The organism is Streptomyces sp. NPDC087420 (assembly GCF_044744165.1).
In the GTDB taxonomy this organism is placed as follows: Bacteria; Actinomycetota; Actinomycetes; order Streptomycetales; family Streptomycetaceae; genus Streptomyces.
On the sequence record NZ_JBIUXU010000010.1, the window covers coordinates 233,031 to 251,649 of the forward strand.

Sequence of the window (18,619 nt, forward strand, 5' to 3'; positions counted from 1 at the left end):
CCACCCCTTTCAGGTCCAGGTGCGTGCGTCGGCGGCCCTGCTCTGCACGACCAACCCCAACTCATCGTCGTAGTGCACCCCCCGCTCCGCGAGCATCGTTCTGCGCTGCGAGTCGAGGATGAGAGCCAGGTTGTGCCCCAGCCTCGTATGCCCCAGCCAGCCGGGCAGGGGCGACAGCTTCTGGACGGCTTCGGCGGAAACCCCGACCGGGAGTCTCACCGTCCCGCCGAGCACCTCATCCAGCAGCGCGTCAGCGACATCGCCGTTGGCACTCAGGCTTCTGCCTGTCAAGGTCCGGTATGTATGGCCATCGTGGGTCACGAGGATGACTTCCGTACTGGCCTCACCGTCGCGTACGACGGCATCAAGGTCGGTGTCTCTCCCTCCACCTGGGACGGATGCATAGTGCAGGCCCGCGAGCGTGACGCCCTCTTTGTCCCCACGTCGCGTCAGGAGATAGCCGGCAGCCTTTTCAGCCCGCTCGCGCTGCTTCGCCTCCCACTCCAGACGCTCCCTCTGAGCGTCTTCTCGCCAGGACATCGGAACTATGGCATCGGCCGCTCCGTATACCGCCGCGACAAGCTCCGGCACCTGTCCGGGGACACTCCAGCCTTCCTTGCCCACCACATCTTTGAACACCGCCGCTGCGCTACGAACAAGAAGGTGCCGGCCGTAGATGAACTCGGACGCGCTGAGGAACTGCGGCGCGCGGTCTCGGCCTGGCGCCGGATCCGTAGTGAAGTCCGCGTAGATGCCATCTGGTACGGCCTGCTTGCCGAAGCCAGTGATCACCACGTGCGGCTCTTTGAGCCGCACGGGGCGGAAAACGCCGTCATGGCGGTGAAGGCGTCCAATCCGCTGGAGCAGAAGGTCGATCGGGGCGAAGTCCGTGACAAGAAGGTCCGCGTCGACGTCGAAGGACTGCTCAGCCAGTTGCGTCGCGACCACGATCAACCGGGAGGGCCGTGAGCTGGTCCCGTCGGGCTGTGGAGCGCCGAGAAGACGAAGGCAGCGCTCGGTGCGGTCTGCCCGTGCCCCCACCGCGATCCGGCCGTGCAGCAGCACCACGTCGTCACCGAACTCCTTGCGCAGGGTGCTGTAGAGCGTCTGGGCACGGTGCACGGTGTTACGGATGACCAGTGCACATCCCCCGTCGGCGAGTGCGACACCGAGATACGCGCAGACCGACGCGTCGGCCATTGCCTGCGCGCCGTCCCGCGCCTCGTGGGTGGCGATCGGGCCGGGAATGGTCTCCGGCATGAGTTCAAGGGTCACGTTCAGGTCCTCACGCCAACTGGAACAGGCCGTGACATCGAACCGCGGCCCCGCACTGTCGGCGGCCATCCACGCAGCTGTCACCGACGGGTAGCCACGCGGCTCGGGAAGCTCCTCCGCGGTGAACTCCTCGCGAGAGGCGGCGCCGGCCAGGTAGGCGTCGACAAGCTCCTGACGCTGCTGTGGCGGCAGGGTCGCGGACAGCAGAACCACCGGCACCTGGGCCTGGCCGAGCCAGCGCACTCCCTCCACGAGGAACTGAGACATGTACACATCTGCGGCGTGTACCTCGTCCAGCACCACGACCTTGCCTGCCAGACCGGCCATCCGCAGCATCACGTGCTTGGTCCGTGCTGCGGCGAACAGCAATTGATCGATCGTTCCCACCACGAACGGGCACAGCAAGCCACGCTTGGCCCCGAGGAACCACTCGGCAGGCCCACGTGACACCTGCTCAGCAGGGCTTCCACGCAGAGCGAAGACGCCGTCTCCGTAAAGGTCGTCGTCCTCACACTCGCCGTACTCGTCGATCCCTCCGAACGTGGCTCCCACCCCGTCCGCACCACCTTCCAACAAACAGCGCCACTCCTTGTTGAACATCCGTTTGCCGTGGAGCAGCGCGACCTGCGAGGCGAGTTCTTCATCGATGGCCCCGACCCAGTTCCGGACTTGCCCGAACATCGGGTCGCTGGTGGCCTGCGTCGGCATGCCCACGAACACACCGTCCGCGCCGAACCTCGCGGCCAGGATCTCGGCCGCCATCAGCGCAGCCTTGGTCTTGCCCTCCCCCATGGGTGCCTCAACCACCAGAAGGCCAGGCGCTTCCATGCGACGGGCAGCCTCCATGACCAGTGTCTGGGAAGGGCGAGGCTCATGCCCGAACCGGTCGCGGAACGACTCCGGACCGGGCTCGTCCAACCGCCCCCAACCGCCTCGCAACCCGAGCTCCTCCCAGGCTCGTCCGGCCCGCTTCCTCGCTCCGCCGAAACTCACATCCGACAGCTTGTCAACGCCCGGGAAATGCCGCTCGTCGCTCGCGATCCAGTCCGCCATCACGATCAAACCGCTCAGATGCAGCTGCGCGGCACGCGAGGGGACCCTGGAGGGCTCGACGTCGGTCAGGTCATCGAAGCCAAGCTCCGTGGTGAAGCGCTCCACCAAGGACCACTGCGCCTCGGCCCAAGGAGGTCGGCCGGCCAACTCTCCTCGCCCCTTGCGGGGCGGTTCCGTAGCGCCATGACCGGGGAACGCACCGTGGTGCCCAGCAACCAGCGGCCACACCCACTCCACATGCTCATCGCACCAACCGGCCTGCGGAAGCACGGCACGCAACACATACGCCCCCGCGCGATCGTGCCGCCACTTATTCTTCGAAACCGTGCCTTCGTGCCAGCCCAACCCGGCCGCACGCACAGCCAGCGCACCCTTTGGCCACATGGACTGAAAAGCGGGCGTAGCCTTCCCACAGTCATGAATGCCACATAACCACATGAACAGGAAACGCCCCCTGCCCGCGCCCCCGGCGATCGCGTCCAACATCCGCCGGGTGGACGGCGAAACGAAACCGTCCCAGAGACGCTCCGCCACAGCCGCCGTGTCCAGAAGGTGCGACAACAGGAGATTCATCCTGCCGCCGGCCTTCTCCTCAGACTTCCCCCACAGCACTCCGAGAACATCGAGGCTGCAGCGCCTTCCACCGGCTCGCAAATCGCTGTCGGTCACGCCGTCCTCCACCTTTGTAAGCTGGCTTCGGAGACTAGACGACACCACTGACAACGACCCAAGATTGCCCCTCATGACTCCTTCCAGCCCCTTCGCCAACAGAGTGTCTAAGCCGCCCGAAGCCAGATCGCAACTGAACGAAAACGTCGCAATCACCGGATAAGATCGCAGGTCAGAAAGCGTCGGCCCCGCGCCTGCGGGGGTTGTCCCTGCTCGGTAACCTGCGCCGGGGCGGGGGCCGGGTCGGCCCCGCGCCTGCGGGGGTTGTCCCCCCTGGGGCTGGTTCCAGGGGCTGCTGCTGCCGTCGGCCCCGCGCCTGCGGGGGTTGTCCCCGGCCGCGCGGTGTCCGCCGCCGTGTCCCGGGGTCGGCCCCGCGCCTGCGGGGGTTGTCCCTGGGCATTTGGTGACCTCGCAGGCTCTCAGTGGTCGGCCCCGCGCCTGCGGGGGTTGTCCGTGCTCGGCGCAGATTTCCAGGGTGCCCAGGACGTCGGCCCCGCGCCTGCGGGGGTTGTCCTCAGCCTACCGTCCGTGTTGTCCACCGGATCCCGGTCGGCCCCGCGCCTGCGGGGGTTGTCCGCCCTCGAAGCAGTCGCGCAGGGCACTGCGGTGGTCGGCCCCGCGCCTGCGGGGGTTGTCCCCGCCCCAGCTGGATCGCCGTCTCGCTGGCCCCGTCGGCCCCGCGCCTGCGGGGGTTGTCCGATCCGCGTCGACTCGGGTTTCAGGTACCCGCTGTCGGCCCCGCGCCTGCGGGGGTTGTCCTCGTGCGGGCCGCTACCGACATGTAAGGAGTACGTCGGCCCCGCGCCTGCGGGGGTTGTCCCTGCCTGCGTCGGGGACGTGCACAGCGCAGACGGTCGGCCCCGCGCCTGCGGGGGTTGTCCCCGCTGGGCCTGGCTCTCCGCCTCGCAGATCCGGTCGGCCCCGCGCCTGCGGGGGTTGTCCTGAGCGTCCGGTCACCGGGCCCCGCCCCCCCGAGTCGGCCCCGCGCCTGCGGGGGTTGTCCGGCGGGCGTCCCGTCCGTGGCGGTTGATGTGGCGTCGGCCCCGCGCCTGCGGGGGTTGTCCGCCGACGGCGTCCCCGGCCGGGGACGCCGCGGTGTCGGCCCCGCGCCTGCGGGGGTTGTCCCGGCTGCGCCCGGTCCTGCGCCTGGCGCACCGGGTCGGCCCCGCGCCTGCGGGGGTTGTCCCTCCTCGACGGCGCCCACGACCGCGTGCGCGGAGTCGGCCCCGCGCCTGCGGGGGTTGTCCCTGGATCGACGTCGAACGCGGCCGGGCGCTGCTGTCGGCCCCGCGCCTGCGGGGGTTGTCCGCTTCAGCGCGGCGGCGGGTCAGACACCCGAGGGTCGGCCCCGCGCCTGCGGGGGTTGTCCGTGGCGGGGGATCGGGGTGACCTCGATGCTGCCGTCGGCCCCGCGCCTGCGGGGGTTGTCCGTGGGCGACGCGGCCGGCCGCCTCGGGCAGGCTGTCGGCCCCGCGCCTGCGGGGGTTGTCCCCCGGTGGGCGCCCACTCGTCCACGCCCAGGCCGTCGGCCCCGCGCCTGCGGGGGTTGTCCCTGCTGGACCAGCCTCTACCCCAATGCCCCCGAGTCGGCCCCGCGCCTGCGGGGGTTGTCCTTCAGAGACCGCCGTGATGCTGACCGCGAGGCCGTCGGCCCCGCGCCTGCGGGGGTTGTCCCGGGCGAAGGGGCCCTCCGGCTGGAGAGGGCCCGTCGGCCCCGCGCCTGCGGGGGTTGTCCGGCTGAGCTGCACATCGGGCAGGCCCGCGCCCGGTCGGCCCCGCGCCTGCGGGGGTTGTCCCACGGTATTCCGGTGACTGATTTGGAACCCGTCGTCGGCCCCGCGCCTGCGGGGGTTGTCCGACGCCCGCCTGCGGGGTCGCCAAGGGTGAACGGTCGGCCCCGCGCCTGCGGGGGTTGTCCTGTGAGCATCTTGTGGATGCCGTGCTCGTGTGCGTCGGCCCCGCGCCTGCGGGGGTTGTCCTCCCCAGAGCCCCGGATACGACGATCGCGAGAAGTCGGCCCCGCGCCTGCGGGGGTTGTCCGCCTTGGGACAGCTGCGGGAAGCTGAGTGACCGGTCGGCCCCGCGCCTGCGGGGGTTGTCCTGCCCGCCGACAAGCCCCACTCCCGGGCCAAACGTCGGCCCCGCGCCTGCGGGGGTTGTCCCCGCTGTTCTACGAGGCGCTGGGCTACGCCCGGGTCGGCCCCGCGCCTGCGGGGGTTGTCCAATGGCGGCCGGGGCGGCAGCGGTGGGTCTGGCGTCGGCCCCGCGCCTGCGGGGGTTGTCCCGCCGCGCGTCAGGCCATAGAGACCCAGTCCGGGTCGGCCCCGCGCCTGCGGGGGTTGTCCGGCCGAGGCCGCCGCCGTCGCCCTGAAGGCGATGTCGGCCCCGCGCCTGCGGGGGTTGTCCGCAGGCCCATCGCCTGGTCGCGTTCGCCGCTCTGTCGGCCCCGCGCCTGCGGGGGTTGTCCCGCATCAGGAAGGGAAACTGCGTGGTGGTCATGGTCGGCCCCGCGCCTGCGGGGGTTGTCCCCCATGCTCCTCGCGTTGCGCACCTGGCTGTCAGTCGGCCCCGCGCCTGCGGGGGTTGTCCCATGGCGCCGCCGTACGTACGGAGCCAGGCGTGGTCGGCCCCGCGCCTGCGGGGGTTGTCCCCTCGGGCTCCACCGGCCGCAGGTACTCGACTCGTCGGCCCCGCGCCTGCGGGGGTTGTCCGCACGATTGATGACCTTGGGGACGATGTGACGGGTCGGCCCCGCGCCTGCGGGGGTTGTCCGATCAGGACCAGCCCGGCAATCGTCGTCAGCACGTCGGCCCCGCGCCTGCGGGGGTTGTCCTAGGCGCGCTCGGTGACCGTCAGTTCGTCATAGGTCGGCCCCGCGCCTGCGGGGGTTGTCCCCAGGACTCACCCTTCATCGCGCCCGGCTGGTAGTCGGCCCCGCGCCTGCGGGGGTTGTCCCCATCCGGCCCGTTTGATGCTTGGATCAACACAGTCGGCCCCGCGCCTGCGGGGGTTGTCCGCGGTACCGCTCCGACGCGTGCCGGAAGGCCGTGTCGGCCCCGCGCCTGCGGGGGTTGTCCCCGTGGCGAGTGCCTGGTCGTTGGTCGGGGGAAGTCGGCCCCGCGCCTGCGGGGGTTGTCCGGACTGCGGGCTGAGCGTCCTGGCGGGCGGCGTGTCGGCCCCGCGCCTGCGGGGGTTGTCCTCGACACAGTGACGAAACCCCAGCCACCTCCCGTCGGCCCCGCGCCTGCGGGGGTTGTCCCTCGGGCGGTGGCTCGACGGGGATGGGTGCCTGGTCGGCCCCGCGCCTGCGGGGGTTGTCCCAGCGTGTTCGTGGTCCGGCGGGATGCCTCGGTGTCGGCCCCGCGCCTGCGGGGGTTGTCCGTTCCTGAACTCCCAGCGCCTCGACCCCCTGACGTCGGCCCCGCGCCTGCGGGGGTTGTCCGCCGAGTTGGCCCGACCGTAGAGCCATGCCTCAGTCGGCCCCGCGCCTGCGGGGGTTGTCCCCCGCGGCAAGGGGCGGGCCGCCCCGGGAAGGGGTCGGCCCCGCGCCTGCGGGGGTTGTCCGCTGCCGAGCTGCGGCCTGTGCGCTGGCCTGCCGTCGGCCCCGCGCCTGCGGGGGTTGTCCCCGCTGCTGCGGGGGTTGTCCCCGCTGCTGCGCCGACTCGACCGTGTCGCTTCCGTCGGCCCCGCGCCTGCGGGGGTTGTCCCCCAGCGCCTGTCGGGGCTGCCGTGGCCCGAACCGTCGGCCCCGCGCCTGCGGGGGTTGTCCCCGGGTCACGGTGCCGTACGAGCTGCCCGCCGGGTCGGCCCCGCGCCTGCGGGGGTTGTCCCCACACCCAGGCATTCCCAACGAGTCGGCACCGGTCGGCCCCGCGCCTGCGGGGGTTGTCCCGGCCGTTCACGTCGCCACCCTCGCCCGCAAGGGTCGGCCCCGCGCCTGCGGGGGTTGTCCCTAGAGGAACGGGTGTGCCGCACCGTGCCCGCTGTCGGCCCCGCGCCTGCGGGGGTTGTCCGTGCTGGACCAGCCTGCCGGCGGGGATGCTCTGGTCGGCCCCGCGCCTGCGGGGGTTGTCCGATCCGGGGCGGTCCGTTCTCCTCCGCCCCGGGGTCGGCCCCGCGCCTGCGGGGGTTGTCCGGCCTGGCCGCCGCTGACATCTCCGTGGACTGAGTCGGCCCCGCGCCTGCGGGGGTTGTCCGCCCTGCGCGGTGACCGCCACGGGCTCGGGCCGGTCGGCCCCGCGCCTGCGGGGGTTGTCCCGCCCTCAGCCCCGTGATCGGCTGGATCGTCGGGTCGGCCCCGCGCCTGCGGGGGTTGTCCCTGCGGGGAGGCCGGCCGAGCCCAGCGTCTCGAGTCGGCCCCGCGCCTGCGGGGGTTGTCCCCTGATCACCGCCGCCGCCACCGCCGGGATCCGGTCGGCCCCGCGCCTGCGGGGGTTGTCCGCGAGGGTCGGTGGGCCCAGGCGTGGGAGGGCGGTCGGCCCCGCGCCTGCGGGGGTTGTCCGTCTGTCCCGCATCGCGTCGGAGGTCTGAGGACGTCGGCCCCGCGCCTGCGGGGGTTGTCCGGGGCGGGGGTATACCGGCCCGGGGCTCCAGCGTCGGCCCCGCGCCTGCGAGGGTTGTCCCTCCTCCGGACCCAGGCCGTACAGAGCATCCTCGTCGGCCCCGCACGCCTACGGGGTTGTCCCACGTTCCTGCCGACGTTCAAGGACATGGCGTCGTCGGCCCCGCGCCTGCGGGGGTTGTCCCTGCCGGCAGCGCGCCTACGAGGCTCGCCGTACGTCGGCCCCGCGCCTGCAGGAGTTGGCCGTCGAGTGATCGCGGTCAGCGAGTCGGCCCCCGCTCCTGCAGGGATTGTCCGCGGTACCACGTGCTGCTGTGGGAGTCGGTCCTGTCGGCCCCGCGCCTGCGGGGGTTGTCCCCCGGTCGACCTCGAAATGCCGGACCTCCTCCAGTCGCCCCCGCATCTAAGGGGGCTGTCCGTGCTCCGCCTGACCGGCCCCCGTTCCGTGCAAGTCGGCTCCGCTCCTGCGGGGGTTGTCCGGTGAACGTCACGCACCGGCCACACGTCGGTATCGGCCCCGCGTCTGCGGGGGTTGTCCCCATGGCGTGGTGGAGTACCGGCCGGACTCGTAGTCGCCCCGCGCCCACTGAGGTTGTCCGGAGCACAGACCGCGTGGCCTCCCGTACAGTCGGCCCCGCGCTCAAGGGGGCCCTGACCGGCTGACCACTCGCCATCTACTGCTCGGCGGTTCAACACCAGCAGGAGCGGTCCATCCCAAGCGGAAATCTTCTCGGCCTCACACCTGCAGGGCACCAGTTGCCTCCAGTCCTGCCTGGCCACCGAGTCGCTAACCCGCATCCGCAGGGGTCGTCCCGCCGATCTCCATCACCAAACCGAAGCGCTTTGGCTTCCGCCATGCCCGCCTGGTTAATTTCCAAAAAAGCTGGATGCTTTCTTTCTGCATGCTCCTAAGGCTCGCAGAGAATCAAGGTGTTGCTTCCAGTGGTTCGGCTCGTTAGTGTGGTAGGCGCATATCTGGCGAGGTCCGTGATCAACTCGTCCTGAAGTTCGCGGTGTTGTTCCCGCATCTGGACGAGCGGCGGCGTCGCCTGCTGATGGGGGCGGAGGCGCGGATCCTGGGGCACGGCGGGATCCGCGTGGTCGCCCAGGCGGCCGAGGTCGGCGAGATGACCGTCCGCAAGGGCGTGGACGAGTTGGAAGCGGGGGCGGAACCGCTGGGCCGGGTACGCCGCTCCGGTGGCGGGCGCAAGCGGGCAGCCGAGGTGGATCCGGGACTGCGGCCCGCACTGTTGGCGCTGGTCGAGCCCGGCATGCGCGGAGATCCGATGTCGCCGCTCCGGTGGACGACGAAGTCCACCCGGGACTCGCCGACCAGCTCACCAGGCAGGGCCATCGCGTGTCGGCGAATCTATTGCCGAACTGCTGCGGCAAGTGGGGTTCAGCTTCGGCTCGGCGGCCGGCCCGAGCCGGTCCAAGACCAGTTTGCCGTCCTTCACCAACGGCCCCTACGGCACACCGCACGTCTCCGGCACGGTGTACCGCGGAGAGGTTGGATATGTGTTCAGTTGTTGCCACCACCAGGTCACTCGGCTCGGTCGAGCCGTACGGCCCGATCCGCCGGGGCCATGACGATCCACCACAGCGACCATCCCCGTACGGTCCGAGCGCCAGGAGCCACACGGACACCGGCTCCGGTGGGACGAGCGGGGAACACATGGGCCGGTGTCCCCGGCAGGGGCGGATGCCGGCCGCACGGTCCCACAACTCCCGCACCCCGGGCTGTTCCCGTACGTGGCCGACGGCCAAATGGTCCGGCATGCGCGGGAGAGCCTGCGAGAGCGGGGCAACCGACCTGAACAACCAGGGCTACCTCAAGGTCGACGCCCCGACCACGCGCACCAGCCTGCCGGGGGTGTTCGCCGCCGGCGACGTCGTCGATCATCCGCGCCCACGTGACCCGCCGCGCCGTTTTCACCCAGCGCAGGAGGTACACGCTCCAACACGACAACTGCGGATGACCTGAAGCACCCGCGGGAGGCAGCGGGAGTGCTCCTGCGTGCTGTGGCGTGAGGGCAGCCTACGGCCCGACGAGAAGAAGAACGGCGGCTGGCGCATCGGATATTCGGGTGCGCCAGCCGCCGTTTCGCTGTGTCTACGGTCGGTCGGCCCGGTCTGGCGCCTCTCATGCTCACGCCTCCGGTCCGGCCAGGACGAAGTCGTCCTGGGTCAGTTCCGCTCGGAGCCTGTCCTGGGCGACGCCGGCGTAGTGGTCGGACAGTTCGACGCCGAGGAAGTGGCGTCCTTCGCGAAGGGCGGCGACTCCGGTGGAGCCGCTGCCGGTGAACGGGTCGAGGACGGTTCCGCCTTCGGGGCAGATCTGTACGAGCTGCCGCATGATCTCGACCGGTTTCTGGGTGATGTGTACCCGGTCCTTGCGGGGTTGGGAGGCGACGAAGTAGCCGGGCAGGTACAGGTTCCGGCTGCGGTCGAGGCTGCCCTTGACACCCCAGGTGATGAACTCGGATGCCTGCTTGAAGCCTCCCTTGCGGGGACGGCTGGCGGGCTTAATCCAGGGGATCGTGCCGGACCAGGTCCAGCCGGCCATCTGCAGGGCGTCGGACGTCGTCGGTTCCTGGCGCCAGTCGGCGAACACCATGGCGATGGAGTGTTCGGTGGAGGCCCGGTACGCCTCGGTGAGCAGGGCTGTCAGCCAGGACCGGTAGACGCGCTGGTCGCGGTTCTCTCCGGGGAAGTTCTGCAGGTCGTGGGCACTGTTGCTGGTGACGTACTTGGCGCGTGCGGTGCGGCCGGTGCGGTCGGAGCTGGTGCGTCCGCCGGAATTGTACGGCGGGTCGGTGATGACGGCGTGGACGCTCTCGTCCGGGAGGGTTTTGAGGACGGTGAGGGCATCGCCTCGGTGCAGCGTGTAACTCATGTACGGGCCTCTTTCAGGGCTCGACGGCAGAAGGTCCCGTTCCGGGCAGTGTGCAACAGCCTTTGCCCGGAGCGGGATCGCAGGGGACGTTAACCCCGATTTCCGTCCGCACCTGTGTCCCGTGTCGTCCTCCGGCACCGGGGGCCAGGAGTCGTTTGGTGCGGCCGGAATCCCCGCCTACTGTCCTGCCGTGTCACCGGGACGGAGCGTCGCTTCACCCCTGCTGACCTGTGCCGATCCGTGCTGGCTCGTCCAAAGGGACTGCGGGGAAAAGCCATTGACCCTGCGTTCCCGACCCTGTGAGGAGACCGGGTGTACCGCCTGAGATTACGAGCGCGGCCGGCTGCCGCGCGTGACCCGAGACCGGCATCCGGGAGCCGCCAACTCCCTTGATACCGGGCCGCTCTGAGAGCGGGCGCACATCGGCGCGGTGCCGACGGCCTTCTACGAGATGTCGGCACCGCGCTCCCCACGAACCCCAAGGAGCCGCTGCGATGCAGCAAGCCCTCACACCTCCACGCCGTACGACGACACCGTCGGGCGGCCGGGGCCGCCCCCTCGGTGAGCGGCTGCGGCGATGAAGAAAACCACCGGAGCCCTCGTCGCTCTCTGCGCGGCCGGTCCGCTCCTGATGGCCGTTCCGGTCCTGGCCATCGGTTCCGCGACCGCTTCGGCTTCCTGCTCGGTCGGCGGCGCACAGGCTGTGGATACCGCAGCCGTCGCCGCCCAGGTGAAAGCGATCCTGGACGGCGGCACCAAGGGGACTGTGTCCGTTGCGGGGTTGGACGATCCGGCCGATCAAATACCTAACGCGAAGACGATCCAAGCCACCGGCGTCGCGATGCACATCCCCGCCCGGGGGCAGGTCGTGGCCCTGGCTACGGCGTTGCAGGAGAGTGGTCTGCGGAACCTGGCCTACGGCGACCGTGATTCGCTGGGCTTGTTCCAGCAGCGTCCGTCGCAGGGCTGGGGCACCGCGAACGAGATCCTCGACCCGGTCCACGCCTCGACCATGTTCTACGAAGCGCTGGAACGGGTCTCGGGCTGGCAGTCCCTGTCCGTCACCCAGGCCGCCCAGGCGGTGCAGAAGTCCGGCTTTCCCGAGGCTTACGCCGCGTGGGAGCCTCTGGCCACCGCGTTGCAGCAGGCCATCAAGCCCCTGCTGGCGCAGGCCGGTGGCGCGTCGCCTGGTCCTGCGCCGTCCAGGTCGGCCGGCACCAAAACCCCTGGACCCGGTACCGCGGGCGGTTGTACGGCCGGCGGGGACGGGACCGATTTCGGGGTCATTCCGCCTGGTGCGGTGCCGGCCGGATACGAGATCCCGGCCGACGCGCCACCGAAGGTCCAGACGGCGATCCGCTGGGCGCTGGGGCAGCTCGACACCCCGTATCAGTGGGGCGGGAGCTGCACCGACTCCCACGGTCTCGACCCCATGGGCCGGTGTGACTGTTCCTCCCTGATGCAGCAGTCGTACAGGGCCGCCGGGGTCGCCCTGACGCGCACGACGTACACCCAGGTCAAGGAAGGCAAGGCGGTACCCGCCGATGCTCTGATGCCGGGTGATCTTGTGTTCACCGAGGGAACGGCCGAAGTCCCCGAGCACGTCGGCATGTTCATCGGCCAGGGGCTGATCGTCAACGCCCCGCACACCGGTGACGTGGTGCGTATCGCGACCCTCTCGTCCTGGAAATCGCAGATCCTCGCGGTCCGCCGAGTCCTCTGACCGGCCCCCTCCTCCCCTCCCCCTTTTCTCGCATCGTCGCTTCGCCCTCGCGGGCTTCAGCGCGTCCTACATCGAACTGGAGTACGTAATGTTTCTCGCTGACAAGGTCGTGCAGCTCGCCTACGACCCTGGCATCAAGCCGAACGAGGGCGGCTTGCCGGGCCTGGACGTCCTCAAGCAGGTGATGGGGTCCATCAACCTCTTCGGCATCATCGCCGTGGTCGGCGCGCTCGCCGTCAGCGCGGGTGTCTGGGCCTGGGGCCACCACTCCGGTGGTCACCAAGCCGAGGCCAGCGGCAAGAAGGGGGTGCTCGTCAGCGCCGGCGCGGCCCTCCTGCTGGGTGCCGCGAACGGCGTCGTCGCGTTCTTCAGCACGCTCGGAACGCAGGTCCACTGATGCCCTCCCCCACCCCGACCACCAGCGGCGCGCCCCGAGTACGCCACCGAGCGCTGCTCGGCACCGCCGCCCTGGTCGTGCTCGTCGCCCTCGCCGGCCTGGCCGCCTACCTCACCCGCGACAGCAGGGAACCCACTACACCCCCGGCGACGCAGGCCAGTTCGCCCTCCCCCTCCTTCACCGTGCATCCGCCGTCCGGGTCAGCCTCATCAAGCACACCCCCTCCCACCCTCCCGGTTCCGCCGAGCACGCACGATCCGGTCGTGTTCGGGAAGGCAGCCGCAGCGGCGCTGTGGTCCTACGACACCCGCGCGTACGCCCAGCCGGAACTGCTGGGCGCCCTGCACGGGTGGCTCACCCCCGAGGCCAAGTACGCGGACCGCGCCTCGGTCGACGCCGTCGTTCCCTCGCCCGTGCTGTGGAGGGAGATGGCCGCGAACGGCCAATTCGCCACCGCCACCGTGAACGAGGGCCACTTCCCCGACTCGTTCACCCAGGCCCTTCAGGCGGACCCCGGAACGATCACGCAGGCGTACCTCTATGCCGTGACCGTCTCCGGCAAGCAGTCCATCGCATGGAACGGCTCCCCGGCCGGTGGGGCGGAGAGCCGCGTCGTCACGCTCGCGGTCCAGTGCCGCCCTTCCCATCCCTGCGCCCTGGCCGGCGTCCTGCCGTCCGTGGCCCCCTGACACCCGATCCGGAAAGGAGGTACCGCCATGGCAGTCTGTGACTTGCCGCTGATGGACAAGGTCTGCGGTGCTGTCGACTTCGCTTCCAACCCCGCCGGGGCCATCACCGACGGCATCGGAGCGTGGATCGCGAAGTCGGCGGGCGAACTCGCCGCCAGCGCCGCGGATCTCGCCGCGAACGCGGTCAACGAGACCACCGCCATCGATCTCAACGCGGGGTGGTTCCGGGACAACTACGAACTGCTCTTGCCCATCGGCCTGGCGCTGACCGTCGGCACGTTCTGCATCCAGTTGGTGTTCGCCGCCTGGCGCCGCGACGAACGCTCCCTGGCCCAGGCCGCGATCGGCACCATGACCGGCGTCCTGTTCAGCTTCTGCGCCATCGCCTTCACCTCCGTCGCCATCACCGTGGTCGACGCCCTGTCCGACGGCCTGTTCCAAGCGGCCAACAGCTCGGTCGACGACGCGATCCGCCGAGTCGTGAAGGTCAACGAACTCGGAGCCATGTACGGACTGGGCTGGGGCGTGCCTTCGCTGGTCGCTCTGGGATGCGCGATCGGGGCGTTCCTGTACTGGGGTGTGATGCTCGCCCGGAAGGTTGGCGTGCTGGTCCTGGTCGCCCTTGCCGTCTTCGCCGGATCCGGCGGCGGGTGGGAAGTCGCCAAACGGTGGCGGCGCGGGTGGATCGAGGCCACCGCCACCCTGGTCGTCTCGAAACTCCTGATGACCGTCGTCTTCCTCATCGGCGTCTCGGCGATGGGCAAGTCGGACGCCCACGACGGCATGGCCGCCCTGTCCGACGCGATGGCCGGCATCGTCGTGATGGTGCTGGTCCTGCTCTGCCCCTACGCCACTTACAAGTTCGTCCACTGGGCGAGCGACGGTGGCGGCCACGACGACCTGCACCGCACCGGCGTCGCCGGGATCGCCGTTACAGCCGGGGCCGCGAAGACCGCGGCCGGCCTGGCGATGCAGGTCGGCACGGGCACCCCCGCTCCGCAGGGCCCGAGCCAGGTCCCCGGCGCGGACGCCGACGGCGTCGCCACCGGCATCAACCCATCCGGCGGCAACCTCAGCAAGGAGGGCATCGACGGCGGCCCCCCGAAGCCGCGTACCACCTTCCGGTACGGCGAAGACCCCAACCCCCTGGTGACAAGGGCACGGCCCTCATCCAGCGCCCCGGCATCCCGGCGCTCATCACCCGGCCCGGCGAGGGCGAATCGGGAGGCGCCGAGCACGAAGCGGGCGGCCAGTCCGTTGCCGCTCCGACTGGGGGCGGCAGCATGACCCGGGCTGGTGCCGCGGCGCCGCCGTCCGGCACGGGGCCTTCGGCGACCGGTTCCCCGACGCAGACGAACTGGGTCTATCCCAGCCAGCGCCTCAGGGTTCCTGACCCATCACATCCGGGGGCGGGTTGCAGCAGCAGCCGGCCCCGCACCACCGATCACCACAACGGAGCCCCGCCATGACCTCCGGAAGAACGCCGCGTGCCCCGCCTTGCCCACTCCCACCGTCTGGAACCACCATGTCCAACAAGCACCAGGCCGAAGCCACCACGGCCGGCGTGAAGTTTCCGCACCGCTCGCGGCGCGGCGTCCTGCTCGGCCTGACCACCTCGCAACTGATCGCCGTCAGCCTCACCGGCCTGCTCCTGCTCGCCGTGATCCTCACCCGCGGCGTGGTCGGCGCCCTCGAACTCATCCCGCTCTGGGCCGCCATCGCCCTCCTCGTCTTCATCCGCTACCGAGGCCGCGCCCTGGCCGACTGGGCTCCGATCGTCACCCGGTACACCCTGCGCCGAATGCGGGGCCAGTTGATCTGGCTCGCCCAACCTTCTCGCCGCCCGATCCGCGAAGGGCTGCTCCACCTGCCCGGCACGGCGGCGAGCCTGCGCGTGGTCACCGCGCCCGACCGCCGATACGGCGCGGTCCACAACCCCCACACCGGCACCCTGACCGCCGTCGTCAAGGTCTCCTCCCGCGCCTACGCGCTGCTCGACCCGGGCACCCAGAACGCCAACGTCAACGGATGGGGACGTGCACTGGCCGCGCTCGCCCGGACCGGGCAGGTCGCCCGGATTCAGGTGATCGAGCGCACCGTCCCCGACTCGAGTGACGCGCTACGCCGGTACTGGGAGGAGCACGGCCGGCCGCATGCCCCCGTGGCGGGTTCGATCTACAGCGAGCTGATCGCCTCGGCCGGTCCGGCGGCGGCACCGCACGAGGCATACGTCACGGTGGCACTGGACGCCAAGGGCGCCCGCAGGTTGATCAACCAGGCCGGAGGCGGCCTGACCGGCGCCTTCGCCGTGCTGGCGCAGCTGACCTCGACCTTCGACCAGGCCGCACGCACCGCCGGGCTCAACCCCACCGGCTGGCTCACCGCCCGCGAGATCGCGGCCGTCGTACGGACCGCGTACGACCCCAAGGCCCTTGCCACGCTGGACCGTTGGTCCACCGCAGGTCATCCGGAGGCTGATCCCGCCGCTGCCGGTCCCGTCGTGGTCGTGGAGAAGGCCGACCACATCGCGACCGACTCGGCCGTCCACGCCACGTACTGGGTGGAGAACTGGCCCCGCACCGAAACCTCGGCCGGCTTCCTCCACCAGCTCCTGTTCACTGCCGGGGTCCGGCGCACCCTGTCGCTCTCCTACGAGCCGAAGGGACTGGACGCCGCCCTACGCGACGTCCAGCGGAAGAAGTCCAGCGTGATCGCCGATGCCGCCGAGCGAGCACGGCGGGGTCAGGTCGACTCCGAGGCGGACTCGATCGAGTACCAGGACATCAAGTCACGCGAGCGCCAGCTCATCGCGGGTCACGCGGATGTCGCTCTGACGGGGCTGCTGACCGTCTCGGCGGACTCCGAGGAAGAACTCCGTTCCGCCTGCGCGGTCGTGGAGACCGCGGCCGTCGGCGCGCAGCTCGACCTCCGGTCGCTGACCTGGCAGCAAGCGGAGGCGTTCACCGCCACCGCCATGCCGCTCGCCCTCGCCGCGTGATGCCGGCCTTCCTCCCCTGAAAGAGCCGCCCCCCATGTCCCGCACCGCCAGTCCGCCCGCGCAGGACTTCGTGCCCTTCGCCACCGCCGCGCTCGATTTCCACCGCGCGCTCAACATTCCCGCAGGGCCTCTCGTGACCACCCGCGCCGAGCTGGATGCTCTGCACGCCCATCTCGTCTCGCTGTACGGCCTGTTCGACGCCCACGCCACCCGCACCGGACAGCTCGTCGGCATCGAGGGCGACCACCTCTGCAACACCCGCACCCGCATCTGGCAGGCAGCCGAACACCTCCACGCCGCGTACCACGCGGCACCCCGGCCCGACTCCGGCCAGGTACCCGACCACGAGACATGTCGGGCGGGCCTGCCCGAAGGAGCCCCGGAGCTCACCATCTGCCAGCGCCACCAGCGCACCGCGCATCTGGTGCGGCGCCGCACCACCCCGGCCGATCTCCACTCGCCCTTCACGGGCCTCGTCCGCCGCTGATCGGCCTTCCGTACGGAGAAACGTCCATGTCCCGCATCCGCGCCACCGCCTCCCACCTGTTCGTCCCCCGCAAGGCATCCCGCGCCGAGCAACGTGCCGCCCGCGCCGGCTTCACCGAAGCACGCCGTCAGGCCCGCCGCGCCGGAGCCCCGCCGAAACAGCGCGCCGAGGCGCACCTCGACCCGGAGCTGCGTCCGGTCTACCCGCCGTCCGGGCGCCCGGGTTCCTCCTCGGCTCGGGGCGGCAAGCTCAGGCTGCCCGCCCACCGCATGACCACCGCCACCGTCAGCGGCGCCTATCCGTTTCTCGCCGAGGGCGGCCTGGGGGCGGAGGGGATCTTCATCGGCCGAGACGTCCACGCGGAAGCCGCTTTCTGCTACGACCCGTTCTCGCTCTACAACAGTGGTCGGATCGAGGGCTTCACCAACCCCAACGCGGTCCTGGCCGGGATCATCGGCATGGGCAAAAGCGCGCTCGCCAAGTCGATCGCCACCCGTGCGATCGCCCACGGATACCGGATCTACGTGCCCTGTGATCCCAAAGGCGAGTGGACGGCGGTCGCCCAGGCGCTCGGCGGCTACAGCATCGCGCTCGGCCCCGGACTGCCCGGCAGGTTGAACCCCCTGGATGCCCCGGCCCGGCCCGCCGCGGTGAGCGAGGGCGACTGGTCGGCCGAGGTTCGGAAGCGGCGCCTCCTGCTTCTGGCGGGCCTGGCCCGCACGGTGCTCAAGCGGGATCTCCTCCCGATGGAGCACACCGCTCTGGACCTCGCTCTCGACCTGGTCGTCGCCGAGGCCACTGCCAGCGGTACGGTGCCGCTGCTCGGCGAGATCGCCCACGTGCTCGGCTCGCCCGCACGCCTCGACCAGGCCCTCGGCGACCAGGCCGGACGCATGGGGCCCGCGGCGCAGGACCTCGCCCACGCCCTGCGCCGACTGGTTCACGGCGACCTGAGCGGCATGTTCGACGCCCCCTCGACGGTGGCCTTCGATCCGACCGCCCCGATACTGTCCATCGACCTCTCCCGCCTCGGCGGATCCGGCGACGACACCGCCCTGGTCCTGCGCCTCGGCGTGGATGGAGTCCGCGCTCGCGAACCCCGAGGGCGGCAGGCGCTGGGTGATCTACGACGAGGCCTGGCGCCTGATGCGGCACGTCGGCCTCCTCGAACGCATGCAGTCCCAGTGGAAGTTGTCCCGCGGTCTCGGCATCGCCAACCTCATGATCATCCACCGCCTCAGCGACCTGCTCAGCGCGGGCGACGCCGGCTCACGCGGCCGGGTCCTGGCCGAAGGACTCCTCGCCGACTGCTCCACCCGGATCATCTACCGCCAGGAATCCGACCAACTCGCCGCCGCAGCCTCCCTCCTGGGCCTGACCGGCGTCGAAACCCAGGCCGTCTCCGCCCTGACCAAAGGCCGGGGACTGTGGAAAGTCGCGGGCCGCAGCTTCATCACCCAGCACCTGCTCCACCCAACCGAACGGGAACTGTTCGACACCGACGCCCGCATGCACTGATCGACCGGAAAGCGGATTGGAGATCACTGTGCCCACGTTCCTTCATCTCGTCGTTGTCGAGGGTGCTCAGCACGGCCCATATCTCGGTGCGTCGGAGCGACCCACGATGACCAGCTACAACACGCTGTCCTTCACCCGGCAGACGATGGAGCGGATCGTCACCGACCTCCACACGGATGCCGGCCGTGACCTGACCGGCTCCTGGAGCGGCGACACACTGACCCTCACCACGACCCCGGACCACGACGGCGACGGCTTCACCTACACCGTCACACCGAAACGCCGAAGGCAACTACACCATCAAGGCCCCGTGGCCATGGGACACATGGAACCGGAACCCTGAACAGAACCCA

The 18,619-nt window shown here is 70.8% G+C and carries 8 protein-coding genes, 4 pseudogenes and 1 CRISPR repeat array; of the genes and pseudogenes, 10 read left to right on the forward strand and 2 right to left on the reverse strand.

Going from position 1 to position 18,619, the window contains the following annotated elements:
- Nucleotides 1-9: 9 nt before the first annotated feature.
- Nucleotides 10-2,997: a CRISPR-associated helicase Cas3' gene (gene cas3 / locus ACIO1C_RS22390; RefSeq protein ID WP_401866162.1), complete on the reverse strand. Its 2,988-nt coding sequence runs from the start codon at nt 2,995-2,997 to the stop codon at nt 10-12.
- 181 nt (nt 2,998-3,178) lie between these two features.
- A CRISPR array of direct repeats spans nt 3,179-8,156; the repeat unit is 28 nt; unit sequence GTCGGCCCCGCGCCTGCGGGGGTTGTCC.
- 457 nt (nt 8,157-8,613) lie between these two features.
- On the opposite strand from cas3, the pseudogene ACIO1C_RS22395 reads away from it, so the two are divergent.
- Both ACIO1C_RS22395 and ACIO1C_RS22400 read left to right on the forward strand, forming a co-directional pair.
- Nucleotides 8,614-8,977, forward strand: a pseudogene (locus ACIO1C_RS22395) (ISAzo13 family transposase); the annotation flags it as partial.
- 382 nt (nt 8,978-9,359) lie between these two features.
- Nucleotides 9,360-9,461: pseudogene (locus tag ACIO1C_RS22400) on the forward strand (thioredoxin-disulfide reductase); the annotation flags it as partial.
- A gap of 246 nt (nt 9,462-9,707) precedes the next feature.
- Here the strand turns inward: ACIO1C_RS22400 and ACIO1C_RS22405 are convergent.
- Entirely contained in the window at nt 9,708-10,454 is a 747-nt protein-coding gene (locus ACIO1C_RS22405) for a DNA-methyltransferase (RefSeq protein WP_401866164.1), read from the reverse strand.
- A 577-nt stretch (nt 10,455-11,031) separates the two neighbouring features.
- Between ACIO1C_RS22405 and ACIO1C_RS22410 the strand changes: the two genes are divergently transcribed.
- The 8 genes and pseudogenes from ACIO1C_RS22410 to ACIO1C_RS22445 all read left to right on the forward strand — a co-directional run bounded on the left by ACIO1C_RS22410 (nt 11,032) and on the right by ACIO1C_RS22445 (nt 18,609).
- Complete coding sequence (locus tag ACIO1C_RS22410) at nt 11,032-12,177, forward strand: C40 family peptidase (RefSeq protein ID WP_401866166.1); 1,146 nt, start codon at nt 11,032-11,034, stop codon at nt 12,175-12,177.
- A gap of 88 nt (nt 12,178-12,265) precedes the next feature.
- Nucleotides 12,266-12,574, forward strand: a complete 309-nt coding sequence (locus tag ACIO1C_RS22415) for a DUF6112 family protein (protein ID WP_401866168.1) — start codon at nt 12,266-12,268, stop codon at nt 12,572-12,574.
- Nucleotides 12,574-13,263 (forward strand): hypothetical protein, encoded by a 690-nt coding sequence (locus ACIO1C_RS22420; protein ID WP_401866170.1) that lies wholly within the window; start codon nt 12,574-12,576, stop codon nt 13,261-13,263. The genes ACIO1C_RS22415 and ACIO1C_RS22420 overlap by 1 nt, the downstream gene beginning before the upstream one ends.
- A 27-nt stretch (nt 13,264-13,290) precedes the next feature.
- Nucleotides 13,291-14,732 (forward strand): annotated as a pseudogene (locus tag ACIO1C_RS22425) (ATP-binding protein).
- Between the two features lie 56 nt (nt 14,733-14,788).
- The gene (locus ACIO1C_RS22430) at nt 14,789-16,261 is read left to right on the forward strand and encodes an SCO6880 family protein (RefSeq protein ID WP_401866172.1); all 1,473 of its coding nucleotides are present in this window, start codon (nt 14,789-14,791) and stop codon (nt 16,259-16,261) included.
- A 34-nt stretch (nt 16,262-16,295) separates the two neighbouring features.
- Nucleotides 16,296-16,748: a DUF6238 family protein gene (locus ACIO1C_RS22435; RefSeq protein ID WP_401866174.1), complete on the forward strand. Its 453-nt coding sequence runs from the start codon at nt 16,296-16,298 to the stop codon at nt 16,746-16,748.
- Nucleotides 16,749-16,774: 26 nt separating this feature from the next.
- Nucleotides 16,775-18,266, forward strand: a pseudogene (locus tag ACIO1C_RS22440) (ATP-binding protein).
- Between the two features lie 106 nt (nt 18,267-18,372).
- A complete protein-coding gene (locus ACIO1C_RS22445; RefSeq protein WP_401866176.1) occupies nt 18,373-18,609 on the forward strand; it encodes a hypothetical protein in 237 nt (78 codons plus the stop codon).
- Nucleotides 18,610-18,619: the final 10 nt, after the last annotated feature.

Excerpts from the sequence above, each read along its gene's own strand:
- ACIO1C_RS22430 (WP_401866172.1), top strand. The coding sequence starts at position 14,789 with ATGTCCAACAAGCACCAGGCCGAAGCCACCACGGCCGGCGTGAAGTTT.
- ACIO1C_RS22445 (WP_401866176.1), top strand. The coding sequence starts at position 18,373 with ATGACCAGCTACAACACGCTGTCCTTCACCCGGCAGACGATGGAGCGG.
- ACIO1C_RS22420 (WP_401866170.1), top strand. The coding sequence starts at position 12,574 with ATGCCCTCCCCCACCCCGACCACCAGCGGCGCGCCCCGAGTACGCCAC.
- ACIO1C_RS22435 (WP_401866174.1), top strand. The coding sequence starts at position 16,296 with ATGTCCCGCACCGCCAGTCCGCCCGCGCAGGACTTCGTGCCCTTCGCC.
- ACIO1C_RS22415 (WP_401866168.1), top strand. The coding sequence starts at position 12,266 with ATGTTTCTCGCTGACAAGGTCGTGCAGCTCGCCTACGACCCTGGCATC.
- ACIO1C_RS22405 (WP_401866164.1), bottom strand. The coding sequence starts at position 10,454 with ATGAGTTACACGCTGCACCGAGGCGATGCCCTCACCGTCCTCAAAACC.
- ACIO1C_RS22410 (WP_401866166.1), top strand. The coding sequence starts at position 11,032 with ATGAAGAAAACCACCGGAGCCCTCGTCGCTCTCTGCGCGGCCGGTCCG.